Source organism: Glutamicibacter sp. FR1 (assembly GCF_047300825.1).
In the GTDB taxonomy this organism is placed as follows: domain Bacteria; phylum Actinomycetota; class Actinomycetes; order Actinomycetales; family Micrococcaceae; genus Glutamicibacter; species Glutamicibacter nicotianae.
Map to the genome: position 1 here is coordinate 1,910,234 of NZ_CP178602.1, position 22,730 is coordinate 1,932,963.

Annotated in this window: 16 protein-coding genes; 7 read left to right on the forward strand and 9 right to left on the reverse strand. The window is 57.9% G+C overall.

Annotated elements, in window-relative coordinates:
- Nucleotides 1–156: 156 nt before the first annotated feature.
- On the reverse strand, nucleotides 157–2,991 hold the full coding sequence (locus ACLQ8T_RS09260; protein WP_413454486.1) for an Rne/Rng family ribonuclease: 2,835 nt from the start codon (nucleotides 2,989–2,991) through the stop codon (nucleotides 157–159).
- A gap of 606 nt (nucleotides 2,992–3,597) precedes the next feature.
- On the opposite strand from ACLQ8T_RS09260, the gene ACLQ8T_RS09265 reads away from it, so the two are divergent.
- The 4 genes from ACLQ8T_RS09265 (at nucleotide 3,598) to ACLQ8T_RS09280 (ending at nucleotide 7,181) form a co-directional block, all read left to right on the forward strand.
- Complete coding sequence (locus ACLQ8T_RS09265) at nucleotides 3,598–4,221, forward strand: vitamin K epoxide reductase family protein (protein ID WP_413454487.1); 624 nt, start codon at nucleotides 3,598–3,600, stop codon at nucleotides 4,219–4,221.
- Nucleotides 4,222–4,490: 269 nt separating this feature from the next.
- Nucleotides 4,491–5,078, forward strand: a complete 588-nt coding sequence (locus tag ACLQ8T_RS09270) for a GNAT family N-acetyltransferase (RefSeq protein ID WP_204722282.1) — start codon at nucleotides 4,491–4,493, stop codon at nucleotides 5,076–5,078.
- Between the two features lie 254 nt (nucleotides 5,079–5,332).
- A complete protein-coding gene (locus ACLQ8T_RS09275) occupies nucleotides 5,333–6,634 on the forward strand; it encodes an AI-2E family transporter (protein WP_204722283.1) in 1,302 nt (433 codons plus the stop codon).
- 355 nt (nucleotides 6,635–6,989) lie between these two features.
- Complete coding sequence (locus ACLQ8T_RS09280; RefSeq protein WP_204722284.1) at nucleotides 6,990–7,181, forward strand: hypothetical protein; 192 nt, start codon at nucleotides 6,990–6,992, stop codon at nucleotides 7,179–7,181.
- A gap of 63 nt (nucleotides 7,182–7,244) precedes the next feature.
- Here the strand turns inward: ACLQ8T_RS09280 and ndk are convergent, their stop codons facing one another.
- The 6 genes from ndk to ACLQ8T_RS09310 all read right to left on the reverse strand — a co-directional run bounded on the left by ndk (nucleotide 7,245) and on the right by ACLQ8T_RS09310 (nucleotide 16,021).
- Entirely contained in the window at nucleotides 7,245–7,661 is a 417-nt protein-coding gene (gene ndk, locus ACLQ8T_RS09285) for a nucleoside-diphosphate kinase (RefSeq protein ID WP_413454488.1), read from the reverse strand.
- Between the two features lie 40 nt (nucleotides 7,662–7,701).
- Complete coding sequence (locus ACLQ8T_RS09290) at nucleotides 7,702–8,133, reverse strand: DUF4233 domain-containing protein (RefSeq protein WP_413454489.1); 432 nt, start codon at nucleotides 8,131–8,133, stop codon at nucleotides 7,702–7,704.
- Nucleotides 8,133–9,428, reverse strand: a complete 1,296-nt coding sequence (locus ACLQ8T_RS09295) for a bifunctional folylpolyglutamate synthase/dihydrofolate synthase (RefSeq protein ID WP_239543749.1) — start codon at nucleotides 9,426–9,428, stop codon at nucleotides 8,133–8,135. Before ACLQ8T_RS09295 ends, ACLQ8T_RS09290 begins: the two co-directional genes overlap by 1 nt.
- Nucleotides 9,429–9,484: 56 nt before the next feature.
- Complete coding sequence (gene ileS, locus ACLQ8T_RS09300; RefSeq protein WP_413454490.1) at nucleotides 9,485–12,745, reverse strand: isoleucine--tRNA ligase; 3,261 nt, start codon at nucleotides 12,743–12,745, stop codon at nucleotides 9,485–9,487.
- Between the two features lie 388 nt (nucleotides 12,746–13,133).
- Entirely contained in the window at nucleotides 13,134–14,582 is a 1,449-nt protein-coding gene (locus ACLQ8T_RS09305; RefSeq protein WP_413454491.1) for a 5-methylcytosine restriction system specificity protein McrC, read from the reverse strand.
- A gap of 173 nt (nucleotides 14,583–14,755) precedes the next feature.
- Nucleotides 14,756–16,021 (reverse strand): McrB family protein, encoded by a 1,266-nt coding sequence (locus tag ACLQ8T_RS09310; RefSeq protein ID WP_413454492.1) that lies wholly within the window; start codon nucleotides 16,019–16,021, stop codon nucleotides 14,756–14,758.
- Nucleotides 16,022–18,146: 2,125 nt separating this feature from the next.
- On the opposite strand from ACLQ8T_RS09310, the gene ACLQ8T_RS09315 reads away from it, so the two are divergent.
- Nucleotides 18,147–18,581, forward strand: coding sequence for a hypothetical protein (locus ACLQ8T_RS09315; protein WP_413454493.1), 435 nt, complete (start codon nucleotides 18,147–18,149; stop codon nucleotides 18,579–18,581).
- 953 nt (nucleotides 18,582–19,534) lie between these two features.
- Here ACLQ8T_RS09315 and ACLQ8T_RS09320 read toward each other — a convergent pair.
- Together ACLQ8T_RS09320 and ACLQ8T_RS09325 are read right to left on the reverse strand one after the other, a co-directional pair.
- A complete protein-coding gene (locus ACLQ8T_RS09320) occupies nucleotides 19,535–19,963 on the reverse strand; it encodes a hypothetical protein (RefSeq protein ID WP_204722290.1) in 429 nt (142 codons plus the stop codon).
- The gene (locus tag ACLQ8T_RS09325; RefSeq protein WP_413454494.1) at nucleotides 19,956–20,429 is read right to left on the reverse strand and encodes a hypothetical protein; all 474 of its coding nucleotides are present in this window, start codon (nucleotides 20,427–20,429) and stop codon (nucleotides 19,956–19,958) included. Before ACLQ8T_RS09325 ends, ACLQ8T_RS09320 begins: the two co-directional genes overlap by 8 nt.
- Nucleotides 20,430–20,769: 340 nt before the next feature.
- On the opposite strand from ACLQ8T_RS09325, the gene ACLQ8T_RS09330 reads away from it, so the two are divergent.
- Nucleotides 20,770–22,017: a sensor histidine kinase gene (locus tag ACLQ8T_RS09330; protein ID WP_204722292.1), complete on the forward strand. Its 1,248-nt coding sequence runs from the start codon at nucleotides 20,770–20,772 to the stop codon at nucleotides 22,015–22,017.
- Entirely contained in the window at nucleotides 22,014–22,631 is a 618-nt protein-coding gene (locus tag ACLQ8T_RS09335; protein WP_204722293.1) for a response regulator, read from the forward strand. Before ACLQ8T_RS09330 ends, ACLQ8T_RS09335 begins: the two co-directional genes overlap by 4 nt.
- Nucleotides 22,632–22,730: the final 99 nt, after the last annotated feature.

The window sequence follows — 22,730 nt, forward strand, 5'->3', positions numbered from 1 at the left end:
GATGCGATCCGGGGATCTCATGCGCTTGTGCCTTGACGCCGAGCGGACCAAAAGTCCGTGATCTTGGCGTTTAGCACCGATCAACTAGATTACGCTAGTCCCCACCGCTGGAGCAAATACAAACTGTCCCAGCGTGGGAAGCGTGATCAAGTTCATCTATTTCAGTTCGCGTACCGGAACACCCACTCCGAGCATGACCGGATTCCCGGCAGGCTCAGCTGGTTTTTCCTTCTTCGAACCGGAGGCATCCATCTGGACTACCGAACCGGTAGCGGCGGATACCTCTGCCACGAGGACCTCTGCCGTCGCATTGCCCTGGACCGAGGTGGCCCGACGACTGCGGCGCTTTGGCTTCGTGGAAATCTGCGGGGTTGCCGTGGCGGCAGCCGGAGCTGAAGCAGGTGCAGGTGCAGTTGCAGCGGCAGGAGCACTGGCAGCTGGCATGGCCAGGCCGGTAAGCACCGGCTGGTCCTGCTGCGCCGAATCCTGCGGACGCGAGGCACGGCGCGAACGCTTGCGCGGCTGCTCTTCGGACTTCGGGGCAGCAACAGGTTCAGGAGCAGCTTGCTGTTCCTGGCTGGCCTGTGCGTCCTCGTTGGTCGAAGCGCTTTCCTCGGCCTGGTTGCGGTTGCGTCCGCGGGAGCGCGAACGGCGGCGCGGCTTGCGGCTGCCATCGTGCTCTTCGCTGGACTCTTCCTTGCCAGGCAAGGCGGCTTCCAGGGCCTCCATGGTCACCGAAGCTTCGGTGGCCTGTGCGGGGACCACGGACTTCGTCACCGGAATCTGCTCGCCCTCGATGCTCACTGCGTTATCAGCAGGGCCGTCAAGGTGCGAGGCGGCGGCGATGCTGGCCAGGGCGTTGCGCGTGGCTTCGTCCTTCTCCCCTGCTGCCTGGTCCTGCTTCTCAACCGGCTTCTGCTCGTCCTTCTCGCCGCCGCGACGGCGGCGGGAATTGCGGCTTGGCTTGTCGTTGAACTTCTTGCCATGCGCTTCGCCATGCGAGTTGAAGGACTTGCGCGATTCGACCGGCTCGTCGTGGGTGATGACGCCAGCACCAGCGCAGTGCTCGCACTCTTCGCCGAAGACTTCGAGCAGTCCGGTGCCCATGCGCTTGCGGGTCATCTGCACCAGGCCCAGCGAGGTCACTTCGGCCACCTGGTGCTTGGTCCGGTCGCGGCCCAGGCACTCGACCAGGCGGCGCAGCACCAAGTCGCGGTTCGACTCAAGCACCATGTCGATGAAGTCGATGACGATGATGCCGCCGATGTCGCGCAGGCGCAGCTGGCGCACGACTTCCTCGGCCGCTTCCAAGTTGTTCTTGGTCACGGTCTCTTCGAGGTTGCCGCCCGAACCGGTGAACTTGCCGGTGTTGACGTCGATGACAGTCATCGCCTCGGTGCGGTCGATGACCAGCGAGCCGCCCGAAGGCAGGAAGACCTTGCGGTCCAGTGCCTTGGCGATCTGCTCGTCCACGCGGAAGTTGGCGAAGATGTCCTCTTCGGCTTCCCACTTCTCCAGGCGTCCCATCAGGTCCGGGGCCACGTACATGACATATGCCTCGATGGTGTCCCAGGCGTGCTCGCCCGAGACGATCAGCTTGGTGAAGTCCTCGTTGAAGACGTCGCGGACTACCTTGATGGTCAAGTCCGGTTCCGAGTACAGCAGTTCCGGAGCCAGAGTCTTGGTGGAGTTCGCCTGTTCCTCGATGCCTTCCCACTGCGCGCGCAGCCGGTTGATATCGTTGGTCAGCTCTTCCTCGGAGGCACCTTCGGCGGCGGTGCGCACGATGACGCCAGCGTTTTCCGGCAGGTGGTCCTTGAGGATCTTCTTCAGGCGCTGGCGCTCAACATCGGGCAGCTTGCGCGAGATGCCGGTCATCGAACCGCCCGGCACGTAGACCAGGTAGCGGCCCGGCAGCGAGATCTGGCTGGTCAGGCGGGCACCCTTGTGGCCTACCGGGTCCTTGGTGACCTGGACAAGCACCGAGTCGCCGGCCTTCAATGCGTTCTCGATGCGGCGTGGCGCGCCTTCGAGCGCTGCCACATCCCAGTTGACTTCGCCTGCGTACAGCACGGCGTTGCGGCCGCGTCCGATATCCACGAAAGCGGCTTCCATGGAGGGCAGCACATTCTGCACCTTGCCGATGTACACGTTGCCGATCAGCGAATCCTGCTGGGTCTTGGAGACGAAGTGCTCTGCGAGCACGCCGTCTTCGAGCACGCCGATCTGGATGCGGTCTTCGCGCTGGCGCACGATCATCTTGCGCTCGACGGACTCGCGGCGGGCCAGGAACTCGGCCTCGGTAATCACCTGGCGGCGGCGTCCGGTTTCGCGCGATTCGCGGCGGCGCTGGCGCTTGGCTTCCAGACGGGTGGAACCGCGCACCGAGGCGACCTTGTTGTTGACCGAGCTGTGGCTCTCGATGCTTCCACGCGGAGCACGTACGCGGGTGACGGTGTTCGGCGGATCATCCTGCGAGCCGCCTTCGAGCTCCAGATCCACGTCGCCACGGCGACGGCGGCGACGGCGACGCGAGGTCACGTCGTCTGAATCGGCGTCTTCAGCGGAATTCGAGGCAGCGGCGCGGCGGGCAGGTTCCTGCTTCTTCGCGACGGCGGCGGCCAGCACAGCCTGGGCGGTTTCCGGCACGGCAAACGGATTGAGGATCATGCTGCTGCCGTGTTCGGCCAGCAGCATGCCGGTCTGGTCAACGTCGTTCGCCTCTTCCACCGGGGCAGCTCCCTGCTCTGCGGATTCTGCGGCGGCTTCGGCTGCTTCGGCGTTCTGCGCCTGTGCGTCCTCATGCTTGGCTGCGGCGAGCTCGACGGTCTCATCGTTGGTGGTATCGCGTGCGGCCTGGGCACGGCGTTCTGCTTGGCGGCTGGCCCGCTTGGTGGAATCAGGCGTGGAAACCTGGGTGCGGCGGGTGGCCCGCCAACGGTATGGGCTTTCCTCGACACCGGCAGCGGCATTGAGCTCGGCCAAGGTCATGGCGCGACGCAGTGGCCGCGCAGGCGTGGTTGAAACACTGGTACGGCGGGCTCGAGTTGAACGGTTGCCCCGCTTATTACCTTGCGCTCCACCCTTTCGTTGATTTGCTGCGCTCATTTAAATTCGCGTACTCCTACTATGTCCCGCTTCGGCATCCTCCACAGACGGCGCCGTCGCTGAAACTACAATCATCACGTGTCACTTGGCCTACCTGACTTCCAGTAGGCCGGACACAAAAGCTCGCTATTTTCCGCGGGTTCAACGCAGGTCCAAAATTCTGAACCATGCGCAAATCCTGCGGATCAACGTGGCCTAAGAAAACCGGCTGCTTTCCTTTGCAGCCCTACGATCCGCGGTATTCCCTCGGGAGGCGCACATATTGGGCACTCAACCGAAGCGATGCATCGCCTGTCGATCTGTCGTTTCAAAAGTCTGTCGTCGGGTTGAAAGCAGACTGTGGATCCGCGAACAACCATTTACATTCTCTCATATTTCGTTCACGCCTTGTTCATTGCTTCTCACCTGTTGCACAGAAACGCTTCCTAGGATGAAAAAGCCCACGGCGGAATTACCCGCTTTCCTATGAACTTATGGAATAGTCAAAACATGGTTTCATCACTAGAAAATAGCCGCAGCTCGGGCGTGTTGCCCTGGTGGGCTAAGGCACGCGGCTTCGGTCTGTTCATCATCGTTACCGGGTTGGTCTCTTGGCTCGCCGCCGGAATCCTGGTTCTGGAACGCTTGGAGCTCTACAAGAACCCCGACTACATCACCAGTTGCGATGTTAATCCCTGGATCTCTTGTGGCACCGTGATGAAATCCGAGCAAGCAGGCATTTTCGGTTTCCCCAACCCCTTTTTCGGGATTGTCTGTTTCGCAGTGGTAATCACGATCGGCTTCGCCCTGCTTGCCGGCGCAAGCAACCTAAAGCGCTGGTTCTGGCTGTGCTTCCAGCTGGGCGTAACGGCGGCCATGGGCTTGGTGATCTGGTTCTGGTCCCAGGCCCTCTACGAAATCAATGCACTGTGCCCATACTGCATGGTCGTCTGGGTCATGACGATCCCATTGTTCGTCTTCACTACCGCACGCAATGTGCTCACCGGCGTGATTCCCGCAGGCCCCGGCGTGAAGAAGTTCTTGAGCGAGTGGAGCTGGATCATCACCGCTATCATCTGGGTGCTCCTCGCCGCATCGGTCGTCCTGCGTTTCCCGCACGCCTTCTTCGGCTAGAACAACCCCAGATCTCCTCACGTACCTGCGGGGCCGCCACTTCGGTGACGGCCCCGCAGTGCTGTTCCCGGCATTCCGCCCCACCACCCCCGCCAAATAGGTCATATCCAGACCTTGTACCACTATTTGTTGCCCCCGGCGTGCCAATGCGCAAAGGAACCCCAATTCCCTCTGCGACCAGCGACTCTAGGACACATGGCGGCGCTTGCACGGGTTCGCCAACAACGATTTTCCGGGCACCGCTCAGCTAGACCCGGTAGATTGGATGCATGGCAAGTGACATATGGAACACAGAAAATGCCCAAGACTACGGAATTAATCTGCTAATTTCCGAAGACATTCGGCTGCGTGAACTACAAGAGGAAGATCTTGCATTCCTCACCCAATGGTGGAACAGTCCGGAGTTCATGGCCTTGCAAGGCAACCTGGTACTTCCCCACCCGGTCACCGAGGCCGCAGAACTCTTCAAGTCCCGGAGCATCAACCGGGGCACCACCGACGGCGTTGGACTGTCGATCACGCTTCCCGACGATACGCTGATTGGGCACACAGCATTGTACGAATACAACGCTCCAGCGCGTTCTGCCGAGCTGATGATCATGATCGGCGGATCCAATGTTGGCCAGGGCTACGGCACAATGGCCATCAAGATGATCATCGATTACGGCTTCCGCGAAATGGGGTTGAACCGCATCGGCCTGAACGTCTGGGCATACAACGAGCGCGCGCTACGCACCTTCAACCGCGCAGGATTCCGTGAAGAGGGCAGGGTGCGCCAAGCAGGATTCCACGACGGCTCGTTCCACGACAAGATCATCATGGGGCTGCTGGCCAAGGAATACTTCAGCGCCAAATAGCCCGGAGAGGCAGCGAACAAGATTTGAAAGCAACGGGGCCGCGCAGCGCGCGGCCCCGTTGCTTTGCACGAGCTTGCCTCCAGACCGCTTGGAAAATCAGCCAATAGATGCAGGAATCTTCGGCATAATGGTGCAGAAGCAGGTTCCATTGGCCTAGCCAACACTAAATAATCAGTCTAGCGGTGTTGCCCCGGAACCTTGTCAAGTCGTTAGCCTATTGTTAGAGCTATCAGAACCAGCTACAAGGAGCGACTATGGCTTTTTTCCGTAAGGTCAGGCTCGCCGCGTTGTCGAAGAACCAGTCTCAAGATGACAAGCCGACACCTGCCGAGCACCATCGCGTTCCGGCCAAGGACGCCAAACCAGAATTCACAGTCACCAGCTTGTGGACCGACTTGCTGGGCCGACTGGGCATCCGCAGCGCGCAGCTATTGATCGTTGGCGCGCTGGCAACATTCCTCATCATCGGCATGCTCCGCTTGACCATGATCGTGATCCCGACACTGCTGGCCGTCATCATTTCCTGCGCGCTATGGCCACTGGTCGTCAAACTGCGCAAAATCGTTTCACCGATGCTGGCAGCATGGATCGTATTCCTCGGTTCGCTCTTGATCCTAGGAGGCATCGGCACCGGCCTGGTCTTCTCGGTCATCAGGGAGTGGCCAAAGCTCGTTGACCAAGCTGTCGAGGGTTTCAACCAGCTCAATGAGATGGTCCAGGGCTTCATCGGCACGATGCCGTTCAACATCGACCAGAGCCAGATCGATAGCGTCGTTGAAACAGTCACCGGATTCTTGACCAGTTCCCAATTCGGCACCGGTGCATTGAACACGCTGAGCGCCGCCGGCAGCTTCGTCACTGGCTTGATCCTGCTTCTCGTGATCCTGTTCTTCTTCCTGAAGGACGGAGACAAGATCTGGGCCTTTGCCGTGTCGTGGACTCCACGCCACTACCGCAACAAGTGGATTCTCTCCGGCGATCGGGCCCTGCGCACCTTCGGCGGCTACATCCGCGGTACTGCCACCGTGGCCGCGGTAGATGCCTTGGGCATCACCGCAACACTGCTGATCGTGCAGGTGCCCTTGGCCATCCCGCTAGGTGTCATCGTCTTCCTCGGATCCTTCGTCCCGATGGTCGGTGCTACGGTTGCCGGTATCCTGGCCACGCTGATCGCCCTGGTGACCAACGGTCCAGTGATTGCGCTAATCGTGCTTGCCGCGGTGATCTTGGTGAATCAGCTGGAGGGCAATTTCCTCCAGCCGGTCGTCATGGCCAATGCCCTGAGCCTGCATGCGCTGGTCGTCTTGATGGCGCTGACCGCTGGCACCGTCCTGGCTGGCATCGTTGGCGCCGTCCTTGCGGTGCCGCTGGTTGCGGCAGCGTGGGCGGTGATCAAGGTGTGGACCGGGCGCGACAAGTCCGATGCGGTGGCTGAAGCCAGTGAAGACATCAAGTCCGAAGTTGAAATCAGCGAAGAGGACGCGGCTATCGAAAAGCTCCAAGCCAAGGAGAAGCACACGGAACAGCAGGTGGAATCCCCTCGGGATTCTGCGTAATTGTCGCTACTGGGGGCGCTCCTGCATTGCAGGGGCGCCCCATCCTTACGCCACTTAATGCTGTCGTTCGAATTATTTCCAAATAATTCTCAAGGAGTTCACGCACCCTCCCAGCCCTGAATTCCCAGGGTTTTCACGCTGCGAGCAGAGCGTGGATGGCTAATCCCGCGTTGCCGTGCGTGTTGTTTCTGTGTTTAATGTGACTGAAGTGATGGAAGTGGAGCGACGCGGGATGCGCAAGCACCTTGAGAAGTTTTGCTGCATGTCTTTAGTTTTCCCCAACAGGGAGAATTCCGCGCCATGCTTCGCCCGCAATCAATGCGCTAACGCGTACTGAAGACAGGGAGGTATCCACGTGCTGGAATCCAGCAATGACGGAGCAGATAAGTATTTTTCGCTGACCGTCGGCCCGATCGCCGACCGCCATCAGGTGGTCAAGATCGGTGCCGCGGAGCAGCTGCCACTGGACTCGGCCGCGCAGGCGTCCGGAAGTTTGGTACAGCAACCGTCCGCGCTCGCCCAGGACAGTTTGGATGACTGGTTCTAGGTTCCGCTTTCAGGGATCAAAAATCCCGGCAGCCCATGGCTGCCGGGATTTTTGCGTATCGGCTTACTTGCCGAACCAGATGCCGATCTCGCGCTCTGCGGACTCAACGGAGTCCGAGCCGTGGACCAGGTTCTGCTGCACCTTCAGGCCCCAGTCGCGGCCGAAGTCGCCACGGATGGTGCCTGGGGCTGCGTTGGTCGGGTCAGTGGTGCCGGCCAGCGAACGGAAGCCTGCAATGACGCTCTGGCCTTCAGCCACGATCGCCACCACTGGACCGGAGAGCATGAACTCCACCAGCGGCTCGTAGAACGGCTTGCCTTCGTGCTCTGCATAGTGCTCGGCGAGCAGCTCTCGCGTAGCTTCCAGCTGCTGCAGCTTGGCAATGGTGTAGCCCTTGGCTTCAATGCGGGCAAGGATCTGTCCGGTCAGGCCGCGCTTGACGCCATCTGGCTTGACCAGGATCAGGGTACGTTCAGTCATGTGACTACCTCTTCGTATCGTTGATGTACTTCTTGGAATCTTAGGCTTGCTCGGGGTTGGCTCTTTCCCAGGCTTCCTGGGCGGCGGCACGGCGCTTGTTCTCTACGTCGATTTCCCCGCCCTTGGACAGCGCAAACCACCAGCACAGGGCAAACGCCGCGGCCAGGTAGAACATGTCCACCAGGATGAAGCCGCTCAGGAAGAACACTACCTGCAGGATCCAGCCGATGATGTAGCCGATCTTCTTGCCCAGCAGGGCGCAGTTGAAGATGCACAGCAGCGCCACGGCAGCGCCGAGGCTGAGCACCACTGCGGGTTCGCCGCGCTTGAGCCCGAAGGCTGCGAGGGTGACGAACACCGCCAGCAGCGCCTCGCAGACCAGCACGGTTGATGCGAACATCATCTTCGTGGAGCGCTGCTTCTTCTTCATCCCAGGTCGCCACTCGCGCTGGGCACGGGTGAGTTTGGCCATTAGGGCTTGCCTCCCTTGAGCAATAGTGAAATCTCGCCCACCAGTGTAATCGAACCGGTGACCAGCACTCCGCCGGACAGGTCGTTGCCTGCCTCCGCGCGGCCAACCGACCACTCGATGGCATCTTCCAGGTTTTCGGTGACGTGGATGTCCGCTTCCGGCCAGCCGGCATCGATGGCCAGGGTCGACAGCTCGCCGGCGGGAATGGCCCGTGGCGAGGAGGACTGGGTGATGCAGATGTCCTCGACCATGTCCCCGTATTCCTCGCGCAGGGTGTAGAGCATCGCCTCGGCGTCCTTTTCCTGCAGGATGCCGACCATCAGCACCAGGCGGGTGAAGCCGAAGGACTCCTTGATCGCTTCCGCGGTGACGCGGATGCCGTCCGGGTTGTGCCCGGCATCCACCAGGATGCTCGGGGCCGCACGCAGCAGTTCCAGCCGGCCCGGGCTCGTCGCCGCGGCGAAGCCGTCGCGGACCAGGTCGGCGTTCAGCTCGCGCTGTCCGCCGCCGAGGAATGCCTCCACCGCGGCCAAGGCCACGGTAGCGTTCTGCGCCTGGTGGGCGCCGAACAGCGGCAGGAAGATCTCGTCGTAGCGGGCGGCCTGGCCCTGGATGGACAGCAGCTGACCGCCCACGCCGTGCTGGCGTTCGATGAGCTTGAAGTCCAGGGTGTCGAAGGCCGCCGGCACGTCGAGCTCGCGGGCGCGGGACAACAGCACGTCGGCCGCGTCCACCGGCTGCACCGAGGAGACCAGGTAGCCTCCGGGCTTGAGGATGCCGACCTTCTCCTCGGCGATCTCCCCCGGGGTGTCCCCGAGCAGGTCGGTGTGGTCCAGCGAAATCGGGGTGATCACCGAAACGTCGCCATCGGCCACGTTGGTGGCATCGGTGATGCCGCCCAGTCCCACTTCGAGCACCACGACATCCACCGGGACCTCGGCGAAGACCGCGAAAGCGAGGATGGTGACAGCCTCGAAGTAGGTCAGCTTGTTTTCCCCGCGCTCGACGAGCTCGGCGTCCACAATTTCAAGGAACGGGCTGATCTCATCCCATACGCGCACGAAGGTCTCGTCATCCACCGGTGCACCGTCAATGGCGATGCGCTCGGTGACCGAAATCAGGTGCGGCGAGGAGTAGCGGCCGGTGCGCAGATCGTGCGCCATCAGCAGCGATTCGATCATGCGTGCGGTCGAGGTCTTGCCGTTGGTGCCGGTGATGTGGATGACCGGGCAGGCCTTGTTGGGCTCGCCGAGGATCTCCATGGCCCGGAACATCGGAGCCATGCGCGGCTCCATCTTGTTCTCCGGGGCCCGGGACAGCAATTGCGCGTAGACGCGGTCCAGTTCGCTCACTAGTTGGCCTCGACTTTGCCGGAATCCAGCTTGGCCACGGCAACCTGCTCGCCCTGAGCCGAATCGTCGGCGACGAGCTCCAGCTGCGCGCTCAGGGTTTCGCCGGCCACCAGCTCGCGGTTGGCTTCCAGCGCCGCGATGGTGGCCGCGCTGGCGGTGATCACGGTGCGGATGCGGTCCGAAACCTGCAGGTCCGCGTCCTTGCGGGCGGACTGGATGGAGCGGATCATGTCGCGGGCGGTGCCCTCGGCAGCCAGCGCCTCGGTGACCTCGGTATCCAGCACCAGGAAGCCGCCGTCGATGACCGCCGCGGCGATCTCGCCGGCCGCATCCACCACGGTGTCCAGGGTGTATTCGCCCTCGGCCAGTTCCAGGCCGCCGGCGGTGACAACACCGTTGGCGACGGACCAGTCCCCGGACTTGGCGCCCTTGATGGCCTGCTGAACGTTCTTGCCCAGGCGTGGGCCGGCGGCGCGGGCGTTGACGACCAGCTGCTGGCTGATGCCGTAGCTGGCCGCGTCCACTCCTTCGGCGTCGATCAGGGTGACGGCCTTCAGGTTCAGCTCGTCCTTGATGATCGAGGCGTAGGTGCCTTCCAGGCGTGCTGCGTCGGTGAGCACGACCTTCAGCTCAGCCAGTGGCAGGCGCACGCGCAGGTTCTTGGCCTTGCGCAGCGAGGAGCCCACCGAGCAGATCTTGCGGGTGGTTTCCATGGTTTCCAGCAGCGCGGTGTCGGTTGGGAATTCGCTGGCTTCTGGCCAGTCTTCCAGGTGCACCGAGCGCTTGCCGGTCAGCCCGCGGAAGATCTCTTCGCTGGCCAATGGCAGCAGCGAAGCGGTGACCTTCACCAGGGTTTCCAATGCGGTGTACAGGGTGTCGAAGGCCTGGGTGTCTTCATCGAAGAAGCGCTGGCGGCTACGGCGCACGTACCAGTTGGTCAGCGTGTCCATGTAGTGGCGCACGGCCTCGGTGGCGTCGGAAACCTCGTAGGAATCCAGCGCCTCGGTGACTTCGCGCACCAGCTGTCCGGTGGCGGCCAGCATGTACTGGTCCAGCGGGTCGGTGGAGTCCATCGAGCGCTTGGCCTCGTAGCCGGCTCCGTTGTTCGCGGAGTTGGTGTAGAGGTTGAAGAAGTGCCAGACGTTCCACAGCGGCAGCAGTACCTGGCGCACGCCGTCGCGGATGCCCTGTTCGGTTACGACCAGGTTGCCGCCGCGCAGGATCGGGCTAGCCATCAGGAACCAGCGCATGGCATCGGAACCGTCGCGGTCCAGGACCTCGGTGACATCCGGGTAGTTGCGCAGGGACTTGGACATCTTCTGTCCGTCCGAGCCCAGCACGATGCCGTGGGAGATCACGTTGGTATAGGCCGGGCGGTCGAAAAGCGCGGTGGAGAGCACGTGCATGGTGTAGAACCAGCCACGGGTCTGGCCGATGTACTCCACGATGAAGTCAGCCGGGTGGTGGCCGGAATCGAACCATTCCTGGTTGTTGAATGGGTAGTGCACCTGGGCGTACGGCATCGAGCCGGAGTCGAACCAGACGTCGAGCACGTCTTCCACGCGGGTCAGCGTGCCGCCTTCGGCACAGCCCTCGTGGGCCTTGGTCAGCTCGTCGATGAATGGGCGGTGCAGGTCAGGCTGGCCTTCGTGGTTCACCGGCAGACGGCCGAAGAAGTCCTTCAGCTCGGCCAGCGACCCGAAGACCTCGCGGTGGGTGCACTCGGCGCCCGAGCATTCCCAGACCGGGATCGGCGAACCCCAGTAGCGGTTGCGCGAGATCGACCAGTCGCGGGCGTTTTCCAGCCACTTGCCGAACTGGCCGTGCTTGACGTTGCCCGGGATCCAGTTGATCTGCTCGTTCAGCTCGACCATGCGGTCCTTGAACTTGGAGACCTCGACGTACCACGAGGAGATCGCGCGGTAGATCAGCGGGGTGCGGCAGCGCCAGCAATGCGGGTAGGAGTGCTCGTAGGAGGCCTGCTTGACCAGCTTCGCCTCGTCCTTGAGCACGTTGGTGATGGTCTTGTTCGCATCGAAGACCTGCACGCCGACAATCTCGGCCAGCGGGCCATTGCCGAAGACCGGCAGGAACTTGGCGCCCTCGTCCACCGAGAGGATCACCGGGATGCCGTGCTCTTCGCAGACCTTCTGGTCATCTTCGCCATAGGCCGGAGCCTGGTGGACGATGCCGGTACCGTCTGCCACGGTGACGTAGTCAGCGGTGACGATCTGCCAGGCGTTTTCGGTGCCGTACTTCTCGGTGTCGGTGTAGGTGTCCCACAGCGGCTGGTAGCGCACGCCGGCAAGCTGCTCGCCGGTGTAGCTGGCGGTGATGGCCGCGGCGGCTTCCTTGGCGTCCTTGTAGCCCAGGTCCTTGGCGTAGGAGCCGAGCAGGTCGCGGGCCAGCAGGAATGGACCGGCGGCAGCCGAAGCCTTCACACCGGCTTCGCCTGCAGGAACCACGACGTAGTCGATCGATGGGTGCACGGCCAGTGCGGCGTTGGTTGGCAGGGTCCATGGGGTGGTGGTCCAGGCCAGAGCCTGCACGCCGGCAAGTTCCTTGGAAGCTTCGGTTTCACCGGCAAGGATGGTGAAGCCAACGGTGACGGTCTGGTCCTGGCGGTTCTTATAGACGTCGTCGTCCATGCGCAGCTCGTGGTTGGACAGCGGGGTCTCGTCCTTCCAGCAGTACGGGAGCACGCGGAAGCCCTTGTAGGTCAGGTCCTTGTCCGAGAGCTGCTTGAAGGCCCAGATGACCGATTCCATGAACTCGACGTTCAGGGTCTTGTAGTCGTTTTCGAAGTCGACCCAGCGAGCCTGGCGGTTCACGTACTGCTTCCACTCATCGGCGTACTTCATCACCGAGGTGCGGCAGGCGTCGTTGAACTTGTCGATGCCCATGGCTTCGATCTGCTTCTTGTCGGTCATGCCCAGCTGCTTCATGGCTTCCAGCTCGGCAGGCAGGCCGTGGGTGTCCCAGCCGAAGCGGCGCTCCACGCGCTTGCCGCGCTGGGTCTGGTAGCGGGCTACCAGGTCCTTGACGTAACCGGTGAGCAGGTGGCCGTAGTGCGGCAGGCCGTTGGCGAAAGGAGGGCCATCGTAGAAGACGAATTCTTCGCCCTCACGCTGCTCGATGGAGGCCTGGAAGGTGTTGTCGTTCTTCCAGTATTCGAGGACGCGCTTCTCAAGATCTGGGAATCGCGGTGAAGCCGGGGTCGAACCGGTTGGGTCAGTAGTGACCTTCGGGTAGAAGCTCATCGAATGGGCCGTCCTTCAAGCGTAGGGTCGATAAATCCTTGCCTACGAGGACGGCGAAATTGCCGCGGTACCACCCCGCTTATCCCCCACCAAGATGATGGGGAATCGCTTATCTTCAGCTGTGACGGGCTGGTCCCGTTCGGTTCTACTTGGCGAACATGAGGTTCGCGGTTCTTCCGAAGACTCACCGGTGATAGCCGGATCAAAGTCGCAGTCCTTATATCCTACCGCGTGATGCGCCAGCAGAAAATTCCCAGCAGCCTTCGAATGGCAAGTGAGCGGAGGCTCACAGCTCGGCGAGCGCACCGGCCAGGAGAACAATCCCCAAAGCATTAGAACATGTTTTCGAATGCTGGCTCCGGTATCTTACCTGATTTGGCATGAAAGGCTATGCATTGCCTGGGGCCGTCGCGATCAAATTCAGTAAGCGCTCCATCTCAACTGATTCAACCGGTATCGTTGTCTGCCCGGGTTGCGGGAACGGAAGATTCATAACTCCGGCCTGCGACCCTCGGTTCGCTGCAGCTTCCGTCATGTGCACGCAAGGCTTTGAATCTCCGGAGAACGGATAGGCCAGCACTGCCGGAACCTCCCAAAGATTTGCATAGGCGTAAATCTGATATTGGTCTGCCATCGATGCTCTGGTTACGCGCTGTATAGCTTTCTTGTACTTGCCGTCAATGAGCAGTACTGGATTCCCAGGAGCGTCTCGATGCTCAACGTGAATGTCGACGTTTTTTCGCTCTCCTCCATCAAAAAGCACTCTTCGTTCGGGGCTTCTGTTGATCCGATAGTTTCGCGTCAAGTCGACGGCGTCGGCCACGAGGTCTTCCCAGAGTTCGCTGGTTGCAATCTTAAAAGTGAAAACCATGCCGTCGGATTCATCATCTGCCAGCTCAGCGAGCAACACATTGTCGTTTAATATGGCCAGGGCCATCCGGAATACCCCGAGCAATCCGCGATTGCGCATGCGTGCCGTATTCCGCAGGGGACGCCTTACTATTTCAGCGACAGAACCGATGGAAACGTCGTTCAGACGCGCATCGATTTCCAGAGCCAATTCGACAAGGCGATCATCGCTTTTGACTGTTTGAGAGCACCGTCCAACCGCCAGCCGAATTGCCTGCCAAATTTGCGTGTTTCCCTCTAAATCGTCAAATTCACACCATACGGGCAAGCGTCGATTTGCCTTGCGTTTAATAAGTTCGTTGACGATCAAACGTCCGCGAACAGCGCCCAAGGGCTCGGCGACTGGAATGAACTCGGGCCTGCGCCGTGCGACTTGGACTTCTGCCAGGAGCAGGAATAACTTCATGAATGCCTGCCGCGCTTCCGGTTCGCACATCATGAGCGAAATTCCGGGAGGTGGGTCTTCGACTATTGGCCGCAATTTGCTACGGATCAGCTCCCAAAATCCGGCCAAAGTACTCGGTGGAGTTGATTCCACAGCTCGCGTCTCTACAACCGGTGTATCTGCAGTAGTCCAAAGCGCGTCCGTTGCTCCGTCTTCGTCTGTATTCATTTGAACTGGTCGGCACAAGCGACTTAGAGCTTCAGCACACTGGCCTTTCAATCCTAAATAGTCCATTTCGTAGAGGACTACGATGTCTACATCCGCGGATCTGTAATCGACATCAAACGTCCATGCCATCGGACCATTACCGCCTCGGTCTGAGCCTCGCCACGTCTTCGGCAGGACATAGATGAAAATAACGCGGCTGTCTGGTTCATAGGTCCCCGTCGTTTTCAAGACGGTGAGCCCAATCCCGTTTCCGCGTTTGCTGGCTTGAAACCACCTGGATTCCTCGTTGGCTAAGTGGACTTGGGCAGGCGCCATGGCGATTCCCATGGTCAGGATGCGGAGCTACTGGACGGAACAGTGAGGAACCTTCGCCCAAGTCCACGCCCGTGGGCATATAGGCACATCTGGTTCGGCAGCTCTGCTCCGCCATCGAAGAATGCAGCTACTGCATCAGCACTGAGATTGAAAATATGTGCGATCTCGGCCAGTTACTGCACCAGGGCTTCCGCTACGTCTTTCGCTGTTGCACCCTTTGTAAAGAAATATGAGTGCCCCAATTGAGCATCCGGGCCCACGGCGTCATTCAATTTCTGGTTGACTCGTTCGTGCCAGGAAATCACTCTTTCGAGTTCTTGAGAACGATCATGTCCCAAAGCTAAGGCTAAGCGCTGCCCTGTAAGCACCTCTTGCGTCTTCCACCAGAATCGCCGACGTAATGCCAGGTCAATCGTGCCAACGGAACGATCAGTTGTATTCATTGTTCCGATAATGTGCAGGTTTGGCGGAACAACCAAGTGTTTACGGCTGCCTGGCAAACTTGTCTGCAACTCAACGCTATTGAGTTTCGGTTGTTCGTGCAGTTCAGCGTCGGTAAGCACCGTGCGGAAGTCCTTGGCCTGCCAACTCCAATGTTTACGGAGATCATGTGACTCAGCACCTTCATGAGCGTTTACAGTCGACCTCTTGCCGGGTTCGATAACCATCAAGAGATCACCAAGCACACGTGCTGTGTTGGCCCGGTTGATTTCGTCGAGGAATAGCAAATAGTTCTGCTCAGGGTCCCGGGTCGCCCGTTCGCACATCCGCAGGAATGGCCCGGGCACGACTTCAAACGAATCGGAAGTTGGCCGCAATCCAACGACAAAGTCTTCGTAGGAAGTTGATGGATGGAAAACTAAAACGCTTGTCCTGTTGCCATAGGCAACTTTCAGGCCATCGAGGGAGTGCGTTTTCCCGCTCCCAGCGACGCCTTCGAGAATGACGTTTTTGTAGGTTTCAAGCTCGGTAATCAGCTGATCAAAATCTGTCCCTGCGGGTATCACTTCTTCCGCAGATTCGGCTGGAGCAAGAGGAGCAACCTCCGCGTTTTCCTGCACCCAGCGACTAAATCCTTGTTCGCAAAGTGAAGCATCTTGTTCCGTTCCATGTAGTGCTTCAATTGGGAATTTGGTCCAGACGTAGCTGTCTGGATCCACTGCATACTCCGAACCGGATTTGCGCCTAAGGTTCTCGATGATGGTTCCGGCTGCCATTAGACGAGGGAGCGGGTTATCTGCAAGATTCCATTGATCCTCCACCTCACGTGGCGACTTCGAATAGGAACCTTCACCAGGCCACTCAGGATCCAACAGGCGCAGGAACGAACTGATGTCTTCACGAATGACAACGAATTGCTTTAATTGTTCTCCTGGCACCGCATACGCTTCGAACTTCCGCCCCAGTGCTTCGAAGCAGAATGTCGTAATCTTGTTCATTTGATGCTCGTCGTCATACCCGAAGACGCAAATAACCGCTGACCTCATCTGGGCACTAAGCGTGCCGTCTATCCGAACCTGGTTAAATCTCTGACGTATCTGGGCTTCTGTATGCTCAGCTACGAGCCGAACGGTTCCTGCGTTCACGGACGTTAACACCTCTTCTATCAGGGTAGAATTCGAAATCTGCAGCCTACGTTGCGTTTATCGTCATCTTTGCACATGCCTCATCGCCGCGAAAGATAGTTTTATCGCTTAGATTCCAGCGAGTGATTCAAATTCTGCACATCGGACTGGATGCCTGTGGAACGTGAACAATCCACCGTTTTAGACCAAGATTGCGTTCTCCATGGTTCTCGGTCGCTTAGGGATAACTAGTAACAGCAGTCTTGAAAGCTTCAGAAACGAACGTATGGTTCACAGGCTCAACTGAGAACCAACGGCATTATTGGAAGAATGGCGTTTCTATCTTTCGTATAGACGTCCGGTGTCCCGTATTCGCGTAACGTCACTTTGACTCAAATTTGTACGAACACCTATTGCACGGATGGATACTCCATGCAACAAGGCCGAAGAAATAGCATGTTCTAGTTCTGCAATGCAGCCAACCAAAGCGCCGGTAGGTGTGGGGTTCTTCTCGACTGCATGCAACTGGACCAATTTAGCGATCAACGCGTCAATCCTCGCCCAGTCATATTCAACCGCCGTGTTGGAATCGTTCTCGTGGTGAAATATGACCCAATCGTTCATCAGCTACAGCCCTCTCACGCGGTGACGTTGCAAGCAAATATCTTGCTTGCTGAATCGTAAGGGCCAAACTGAATTCCCCTTACGTAGACTCTATCGCTGGTTAGGAAGCGGTAGTTCGCATTGGTGTCGCAGCGTGGTTCGCGGCAAATGTTGGCCACTCGGTGTGAACGATTATTGGTTGACGAAACCGGCCCATCCTCATCTCGATACAATCCACACACAGGCCAACTTCCAGCACAGGTAGCTCGCAGAGCCCCCGTGATCCAGTGCGGGAAAACTTCCGACACGGAAGTTGAAGCGCATGAATTAGTTGCCCCCAATGGAGTTCGCCTGTCTGCTTAGCCATGGGCTTGAAGGAACCCACACAGCCGGTTGCGCTCCAGTTCGCTGGAAGGTCGATGTCCAAGGCATGTTGCTTGACAGGCAAAGAGGCAGGCTCGCTAGGTATCTGCAAGAACCAATTACCTTCAGTGTCCAGGAGGAAACGTCCTCCTTTCGCATCGGATTGGATCGTCAGGCCCTCAAGCTTCAGCCCTTTCGATTTTGCTAGCGATCGGGTTGAAGGGTCCTTGACAGGGCTTTTTGTCATTGGAGCCTGGGCAGCACTATTCTCCGTTGAAAGTCCGCTTGAGGACGTATTGGTTTGAATTTCAGCGCTGGCATGTGCTCCCGACATGGTCGTTACAGAGAGAGTCACTACGGCGAGACCTGCGAGCATTGAGGTGAACAACGATTTCATGGGGTTCTTTCTGGCGGATAAAACAATCAAATGGGCAACAGTACGAGTTGAGGAGAGCCTACGAGATGATTGTTTGGTACGTCACGGCAATATATACAAGCCCAGGAGCCAAAGAATAATTGTTTCGCCCTTTATCCATCGAGTGATTTTCCGAGCTTCTAGTTCCGTCACGCTCAATCGTTCAGATAACATACGGCAAGGATCCCAATCATGATGGCCATTGCGATTGCATCTAGCGTGACGCCCGGATTATTGCTCGAGTTCCAGAAAAGTAGATCTTGGTACTGATGATTCCGGCTAGTCCCAGGGCGATGGTGTCTACTTTGAAAACGTACTGGTTTTCTCTTCGCTTCAAAAACGACCGTTTTTTGAAGATTGAACTGTCGGCCGACAGGCCCTGCAGAATCGGGAGAGTAGGTTTGTCGAACTTATTCGTCAGATTGGAAGCTGATCGGCTTTTCAGTGTGAGTCAACGACGGTCGGTCGTTTTAGATCCAGGGCTTTACTGACGAGGGAATTTGTTACCAATTTGATACAAGATGCAGGTCATCCCTCGATGTAAACCGAAAATCTCTAAGTTAGAGTAAAGAAGGGTCAGTAAATACACGCTGGTCAACGTTTCAGTTACGAGGAATTATGAAAAATCTTCTTTCCAGGGCTGCCGCCATTATCGGCGCTTCGTTACTCGCAGGATCTGTCCTTGCCTCCCCAGCAATGGCAGCTTCCCCCGCAGATGTGAGTGTCCCTTCAACTGCTGTTCCTGCGGCTACCACTTTCGATCTTTCCGGTTACTTCATAGAACAAAAGGAACCGAATTTTGAAGAAATAACAAAGAATCTCAGCGATGAAGAATTGGCGCTATTGAAGTCTGGTAAACCAGCTGTCGTTTATCAGGAGGCGGAAACCGCAGAAATAACCAAGGTTGAGAAGGAAAGCACCGTCCAGACGTACGCGTTGCTTCCAACTAGCAATTGCGCTGCCACAACCGTCAATGCGTGTCTCTATGGTGCAGGTGGAGCTTCTGTTGATTATGGCTTTATTGGCACGGGATCGCTGACCGGTTTGGCATAACCGCGGAAGTTACGGTTCGCAGAATCGAACTATGCGAGCTTGCAGCAGTACAGTTTGCTACGCAACAGTTGCGCCTAAGGTCAAGCTTAAGCTCAGCAGCCCCACTACCTTGAAGTCAGTTACCGTGTTTTAAATTCTTTGCTCTGGAAGGTCGCAGGCTGAATGGACTTCCAGAGATTTTAGTTTGTTGTTCTTGCTAAGGCTTTCCCAGTTCAAATGCTGTTTTGAACTGGGAAAGCCTTTGTAAGGCTGATTTTCTGACCTGTTTCGTGCCATGATTTGGGATGCATCACCTTGAAGTAGGTTTCGCTTCAACCGGCGGGATCTCCAATGGTGGTCCGTCCAACAAAAACGACCGTTATTGAACATGTGCCAACATGGCAGTTATTCCACGCAGATAGTCCTATTCATCAAAGGTATTGAAGGCTTGGACTCTGATTATCGGCTGTTCCAGCAACATAAGTCCGGCGCCGAGTGCTACTGCCAGACCGACAAATAACGCTAGAATCTCCTCAGCCCACACGTTAAGGATTTCGCCGAGCTCGTTCAGTGGCGGGAAAATGCCGTTATCCCTGATGCTCTCTTCTCATAGTGACCGGCTGAACCACTGCTCAGGAAGAGCAATATGAGCAACAGCGAGGAGAGAATCAAGAGAGCATGAATTAAATTCGAACTGCGGCTGCGAAGTACCACGGTACGGCTCTATGCATTGTTGTCACCGCAATGTCGAAATGTGTTAGTTGTCTTCTTTTGCAGTTTTCCCTAGTCCCGTTGTTTCGCGGTGAGTGTGCTTCGTGCACGCATGAAAATGCTCCCTCAAAAGTGTCGACTTTTTACAGTCCAATTTTCGGGGAGCAGTTCATTTCACAGTCCAACTATCGGGGAGCATTCCACTTATAGGAGTGGATTGCACCATCTACTGATGCACAGTTCGTGCACGCGTGTATTGATTCTTACTTGAGCAGACTATTCACGAGCTGAATAGGGGTGGACTCTTCGAGGAAGAAGTACAAGTAGATTTTCAAAAGTAGGCTATCCATTTCCTCTGAAGAGATAAGACGGGCTTCGGGGGCACGAAGCGAAACCACTATGGAAGCGACATTCATGATGGCTTTATTATGCTCACCTGTGGAAAGGTTCTTGTTTCTGAAAGATTCCAGATACAGAAGAGCCAGATGGCGCAATACGTCTACATCTGCTTTGCTGTTAGTCGCAATCGTTGAATTCGTGGCACGATTCATTGCGTCAATTGCCACGTCAACTTCAGGTAACGGCAAGCACTGCTGATTCAGTTTGAGAAGAGCATGTTCTGTGAATATTGGGTCTTGATGGCCATTCGCAGAATAGTCAACCTCACTCCGCTCTCCTGGGAAATTATCCACCACAGTTGTATCGCCTCCAGCCTGAAGCGCCTGTTGCGATGTAGCCTTTGCCAGCGATGGTTACACGTCCTTGTGACACTGTATTGAATTCAGCAACATATCCGGTTTTGCACGTGTAATCAGTTTCAACTTCGTTGTGGAACTCTGTTTCACTGGCGACAATGGTTCCGCTACCTGAAGCTCCGGCTTTCTTTTTATGGATATCTAATTCGATTCTGTGCGAAAAGGCTTGGTCGCAGCGGTTGTGCGCCCATCCGGACACATGGCTGTAGTTGCTGCTGTTCGGGGTATGGTACTCACCTGTTACTAACTTGCACCCACCAGGCAAAGCAAATGTTGTTGCTGCTTTATTCGAAGATGCTTCAGGCACATACTCGGTAGAGCTCACACTAAGAATGACTCCTCCTCCATCCTGCTCTACTCGTTCTGCAAGCAATTTCAAAGCCTGCTTCTCATCTTGGTTCAATCTGTCCACATCAACGTAGGAAACATCTACCTTGACGTTGCTGGCGTCAATCCCAAAATGAGAAATCGGCTCTTATGCTACCAACCGACCTCGGAGATTGGATGCTCACGTCGCTACCTGAGAATATTATTCTCACTGCGATTGGTACAGCCCTCCGCGAAGGTTTGCTCCTGCTGACGCTGGCTTTGGGAGTCGTTCTCGCTCTACGAACTAGTTCATTCGAAATCTCAGAAACAGGTACTTCTAATCCTGCACGACTACCCGAAGGCCAAAGCAGCAAGCGATAGCCTTAGAGCGGATCAACCAGCTCAAAAACCACCGTTTTAGTAGGCTATCAAGCATGAGCAATCCCGCACAGCCCTGGGCTGACCCGCAGAAACAGCACCATTATTTCGGTTCTCCTGCGGTTCTACGCTGGGGCCAGCACCTGGTCACATTCATCCTGGTCCTGATCGTGTTGCTCAGGGTCTTCGCCAATGGTGAGAATCCATGGATCACTTTGGGCATTTCGATCATCTTTGCCACGTGGTACTCGGCTGGGTTCATCCTCGTGGCGCGCAGCCGGGCCAAGAGCTTGCCCGCCCGGTGGTTGGCAGTTCTACTCGGTATCTGGATAGCCAGCCTCGCCGCTTCTCCCGAATTCATGTGGCTCGCCTTCAGCCTCTGGCTCCTGCTCGGCCACCAGTTGCCGCTCGTGCCCTCGATCCTGTGGTCTGTCGTCGTCTACGCATTCACGATCCTCGCCCCGTATCTGCATCACTCGGAAGTGACCCTGGCCGCGGCAGCTGGTCCGCTTGTCGGCGGGCTGTTCGCCTGGGGCATTTCCCGCGGTTACCTGCAGATGGAGCGCGATGCACAAGTGCGCACCTCCCTCGTGAATTCCCTGGTCCGCGCCCAGCGTGAAATGGCCGACCTGCAAGAGGAGCTTGCGAGGTCGCAGCGCGAAGCTGGCATTGCCGCGGAACGCACGCGTCTGGCCCGGGAAATCCATGACACTGTTGCGCAGCAGCTCTCCTCCATCGGACTGCACGCCAAGGCGGCAGAGGCTTCCAAGGAATCGGATGCGGCCGGGAAAGCGTTGGTCCGCATCGATGAGCTGTCCGGGCAGGCGTTGACCGACTTGCGCCGCATCATCGCCGCGCTCGCACCGGCCGAGCTGGATGCCCAGGCGCTGGCCGGAGCACTAGGTCGGATCCTGGAGAATTTCAAAGCGGATTCGAATGTCGAAACCCGGCTGGATATCGAGCCGGGCCTGCCCGATTTGGATCCCAGCGTGCAGATCGCTTTGCTGCGCACCGCGCAGTCGGCGCTCTCCAATGTCCTGCGCCATGCGCAAGCTTCCATCATTGCCCTGTCCTTGAGCAGCAGCGGCGACGAGGTGCGCATGGATATCGTGGATGATGGCATTGGCTTCACCCCGAATTCCGGTCCGGTGCAGACCAGCACCGAGGCCGGCGGGTTCGGCCTGACCGCCATGAACCAGCGCCTGCGGGCACTGGGTGGCGGATTGGACGTCGAAAGCTCCCCCGGTGAAGGCACAGCACTGTGTGCCCATCTTCCACTGCATTTGGCAAAGGACAATTCATGATCCGCATCCTCTTGGTCGATGACCATCCCATCGTTCGCACGGGCCTGCGAGCATTGTTCGAGAACTATGAAGACATCGCCGTGATCGGCGAAGCATCCAGCGGCGAGGAAGCACTGGAGTTCGCCAAAACCAATTCCGTCGATGTCGTGCTCTGCGACCTTCGTCTGGGCGACGGGATGAACGGCGCACAGACCACGGCAGCCATCCGCAAGCTGGCCAAGCCGCCCTACGTGTTGATCCTGACCACCTTCGACAAGGACTCGGAGGTACTGGCTTGCATCGAAGCTGGGGCCGCCGGTTATCTGCTCAAGGATGTCAGCGCGCAAACTATCGTGGAGTCCATCAGCCAAGCCGCGGCCGGGCACATGGTGCTTGCCCCGGAGATGACCCAGCGTGTAGTCGAAGGCATGCGACGGCCGAAGGTCGAGCTGACAGCACGGGAGAAAGACGTGCTGGTCCAGCTGGCCACCGGTGCCGGAAACAAGCAGATCGCCAAAGCGCTGTTCGTTTCCGAGGCAACGGTCAAGACCCACCTGGTGCATATCTTCGACAAGCTGCAGGCATCCAGCCGCACCGATGCCATCAACAAGGCGAAGGACCACGGTTTGCTCTAGGTTGTCCCGGTTAGTCGAAGACACGCCGGGGGCCGCCTCAACCTTTCGGTTGAACTTTTCTTCACCCCTTTCCACGATGGATTGACCTGCAAAAACTCA

Coding starts and splice junctions, on each gene's coding strand:
- ACLQ8T_RS09270 (WP_204722282.1), top strand. CDS start 4,491: ATGGCAAGTGACATATGGAACACAGAAAATGCCCAAGACTACGGAATT.
- ACLQ8T_RS09260 (WP_413454486.1), bottom strand. CDS start 2,991: ATGACCTTGGCCGAGCTCAATGCCGCTGCCGGTGTCGAGGAAAGCCCA.
- ACLQ8T_RS09330 (WP_204722292.1), top strand. CDS start 20,770: ATGAGCAATCCCGCACAGCCCTGGGCTGACCCGCAGAAACAGCACCAT.
- ACLQ8T_RS09265 (WP_413454487.1), top strand. CDS start 3,598: ATGGTTTCATCACTAGAAAATAGCCGCAGCTCGGGCGTGTTGCCCTGG.
- ACLQ8T_RS09290 (WP_413454489.1), bottom strand. CDS start 8,133: ATGGCCAAACTCACCCGTGCCCAGCGCGAGTGGCGACCTGGGATGAAG.
- ACLQ8T_RS09310 (WP_413454492.1), bottom strand. CDS start 16,021: ATGAACAAGATTACGACATTCTGCTTCGAAGCACTGGGGCGGAAGTTC.
- ileS (WP_413454490.1), bottom strand. CDS start 12,745: ATGAGCTTCTACCCGAAGGTCACTACTGACCCAACCGGTTCGACCCCG.
- ACLQ8T_RS09335 (WP_204722293.1), top strand. CDS start 22,014: ATGATCCGCATCCTCTTGGTCGATGACCATCCCATCGTTCGCACGGGC.
- ACLQ8T_RS09295 (WP_239543749.1), bottom strand. CDS start 9,428: ATGGAGCCGCGCATGGCTCCGATGTTCCGGGCCATGGAGATCCTCGGC.
- ndk (WP_413454488.1), bottom strand. CDS start 7,661: ATGACTGAACGTACCCTGATCCTGGTCAAGCCAGATGGCGTCAAGCGC.
- ACLQ8T_RS09275 (WP_204722283.1), top strand. CDS start 5,333: ATGGCTTTTTTCCGTAAGGTCAGGCTCGCCGCGTTGTCGAAGAACCAG.
- ACLQ8T_RS09305 (WP_413454491.1), bottom strand. CDS start 14,582: ATGGCGCCTGCCCAAGTCCACTTAGCCAACGAGGAATCCAGGTGGTTT.
- ACLQ8T_RS09315 (WP_413454493.1), top strand. CDS start 18,147: ATGAAAAATCTTCTTTCCAGGGCTGCCGCCATTATCGGCGCTTCGTTA.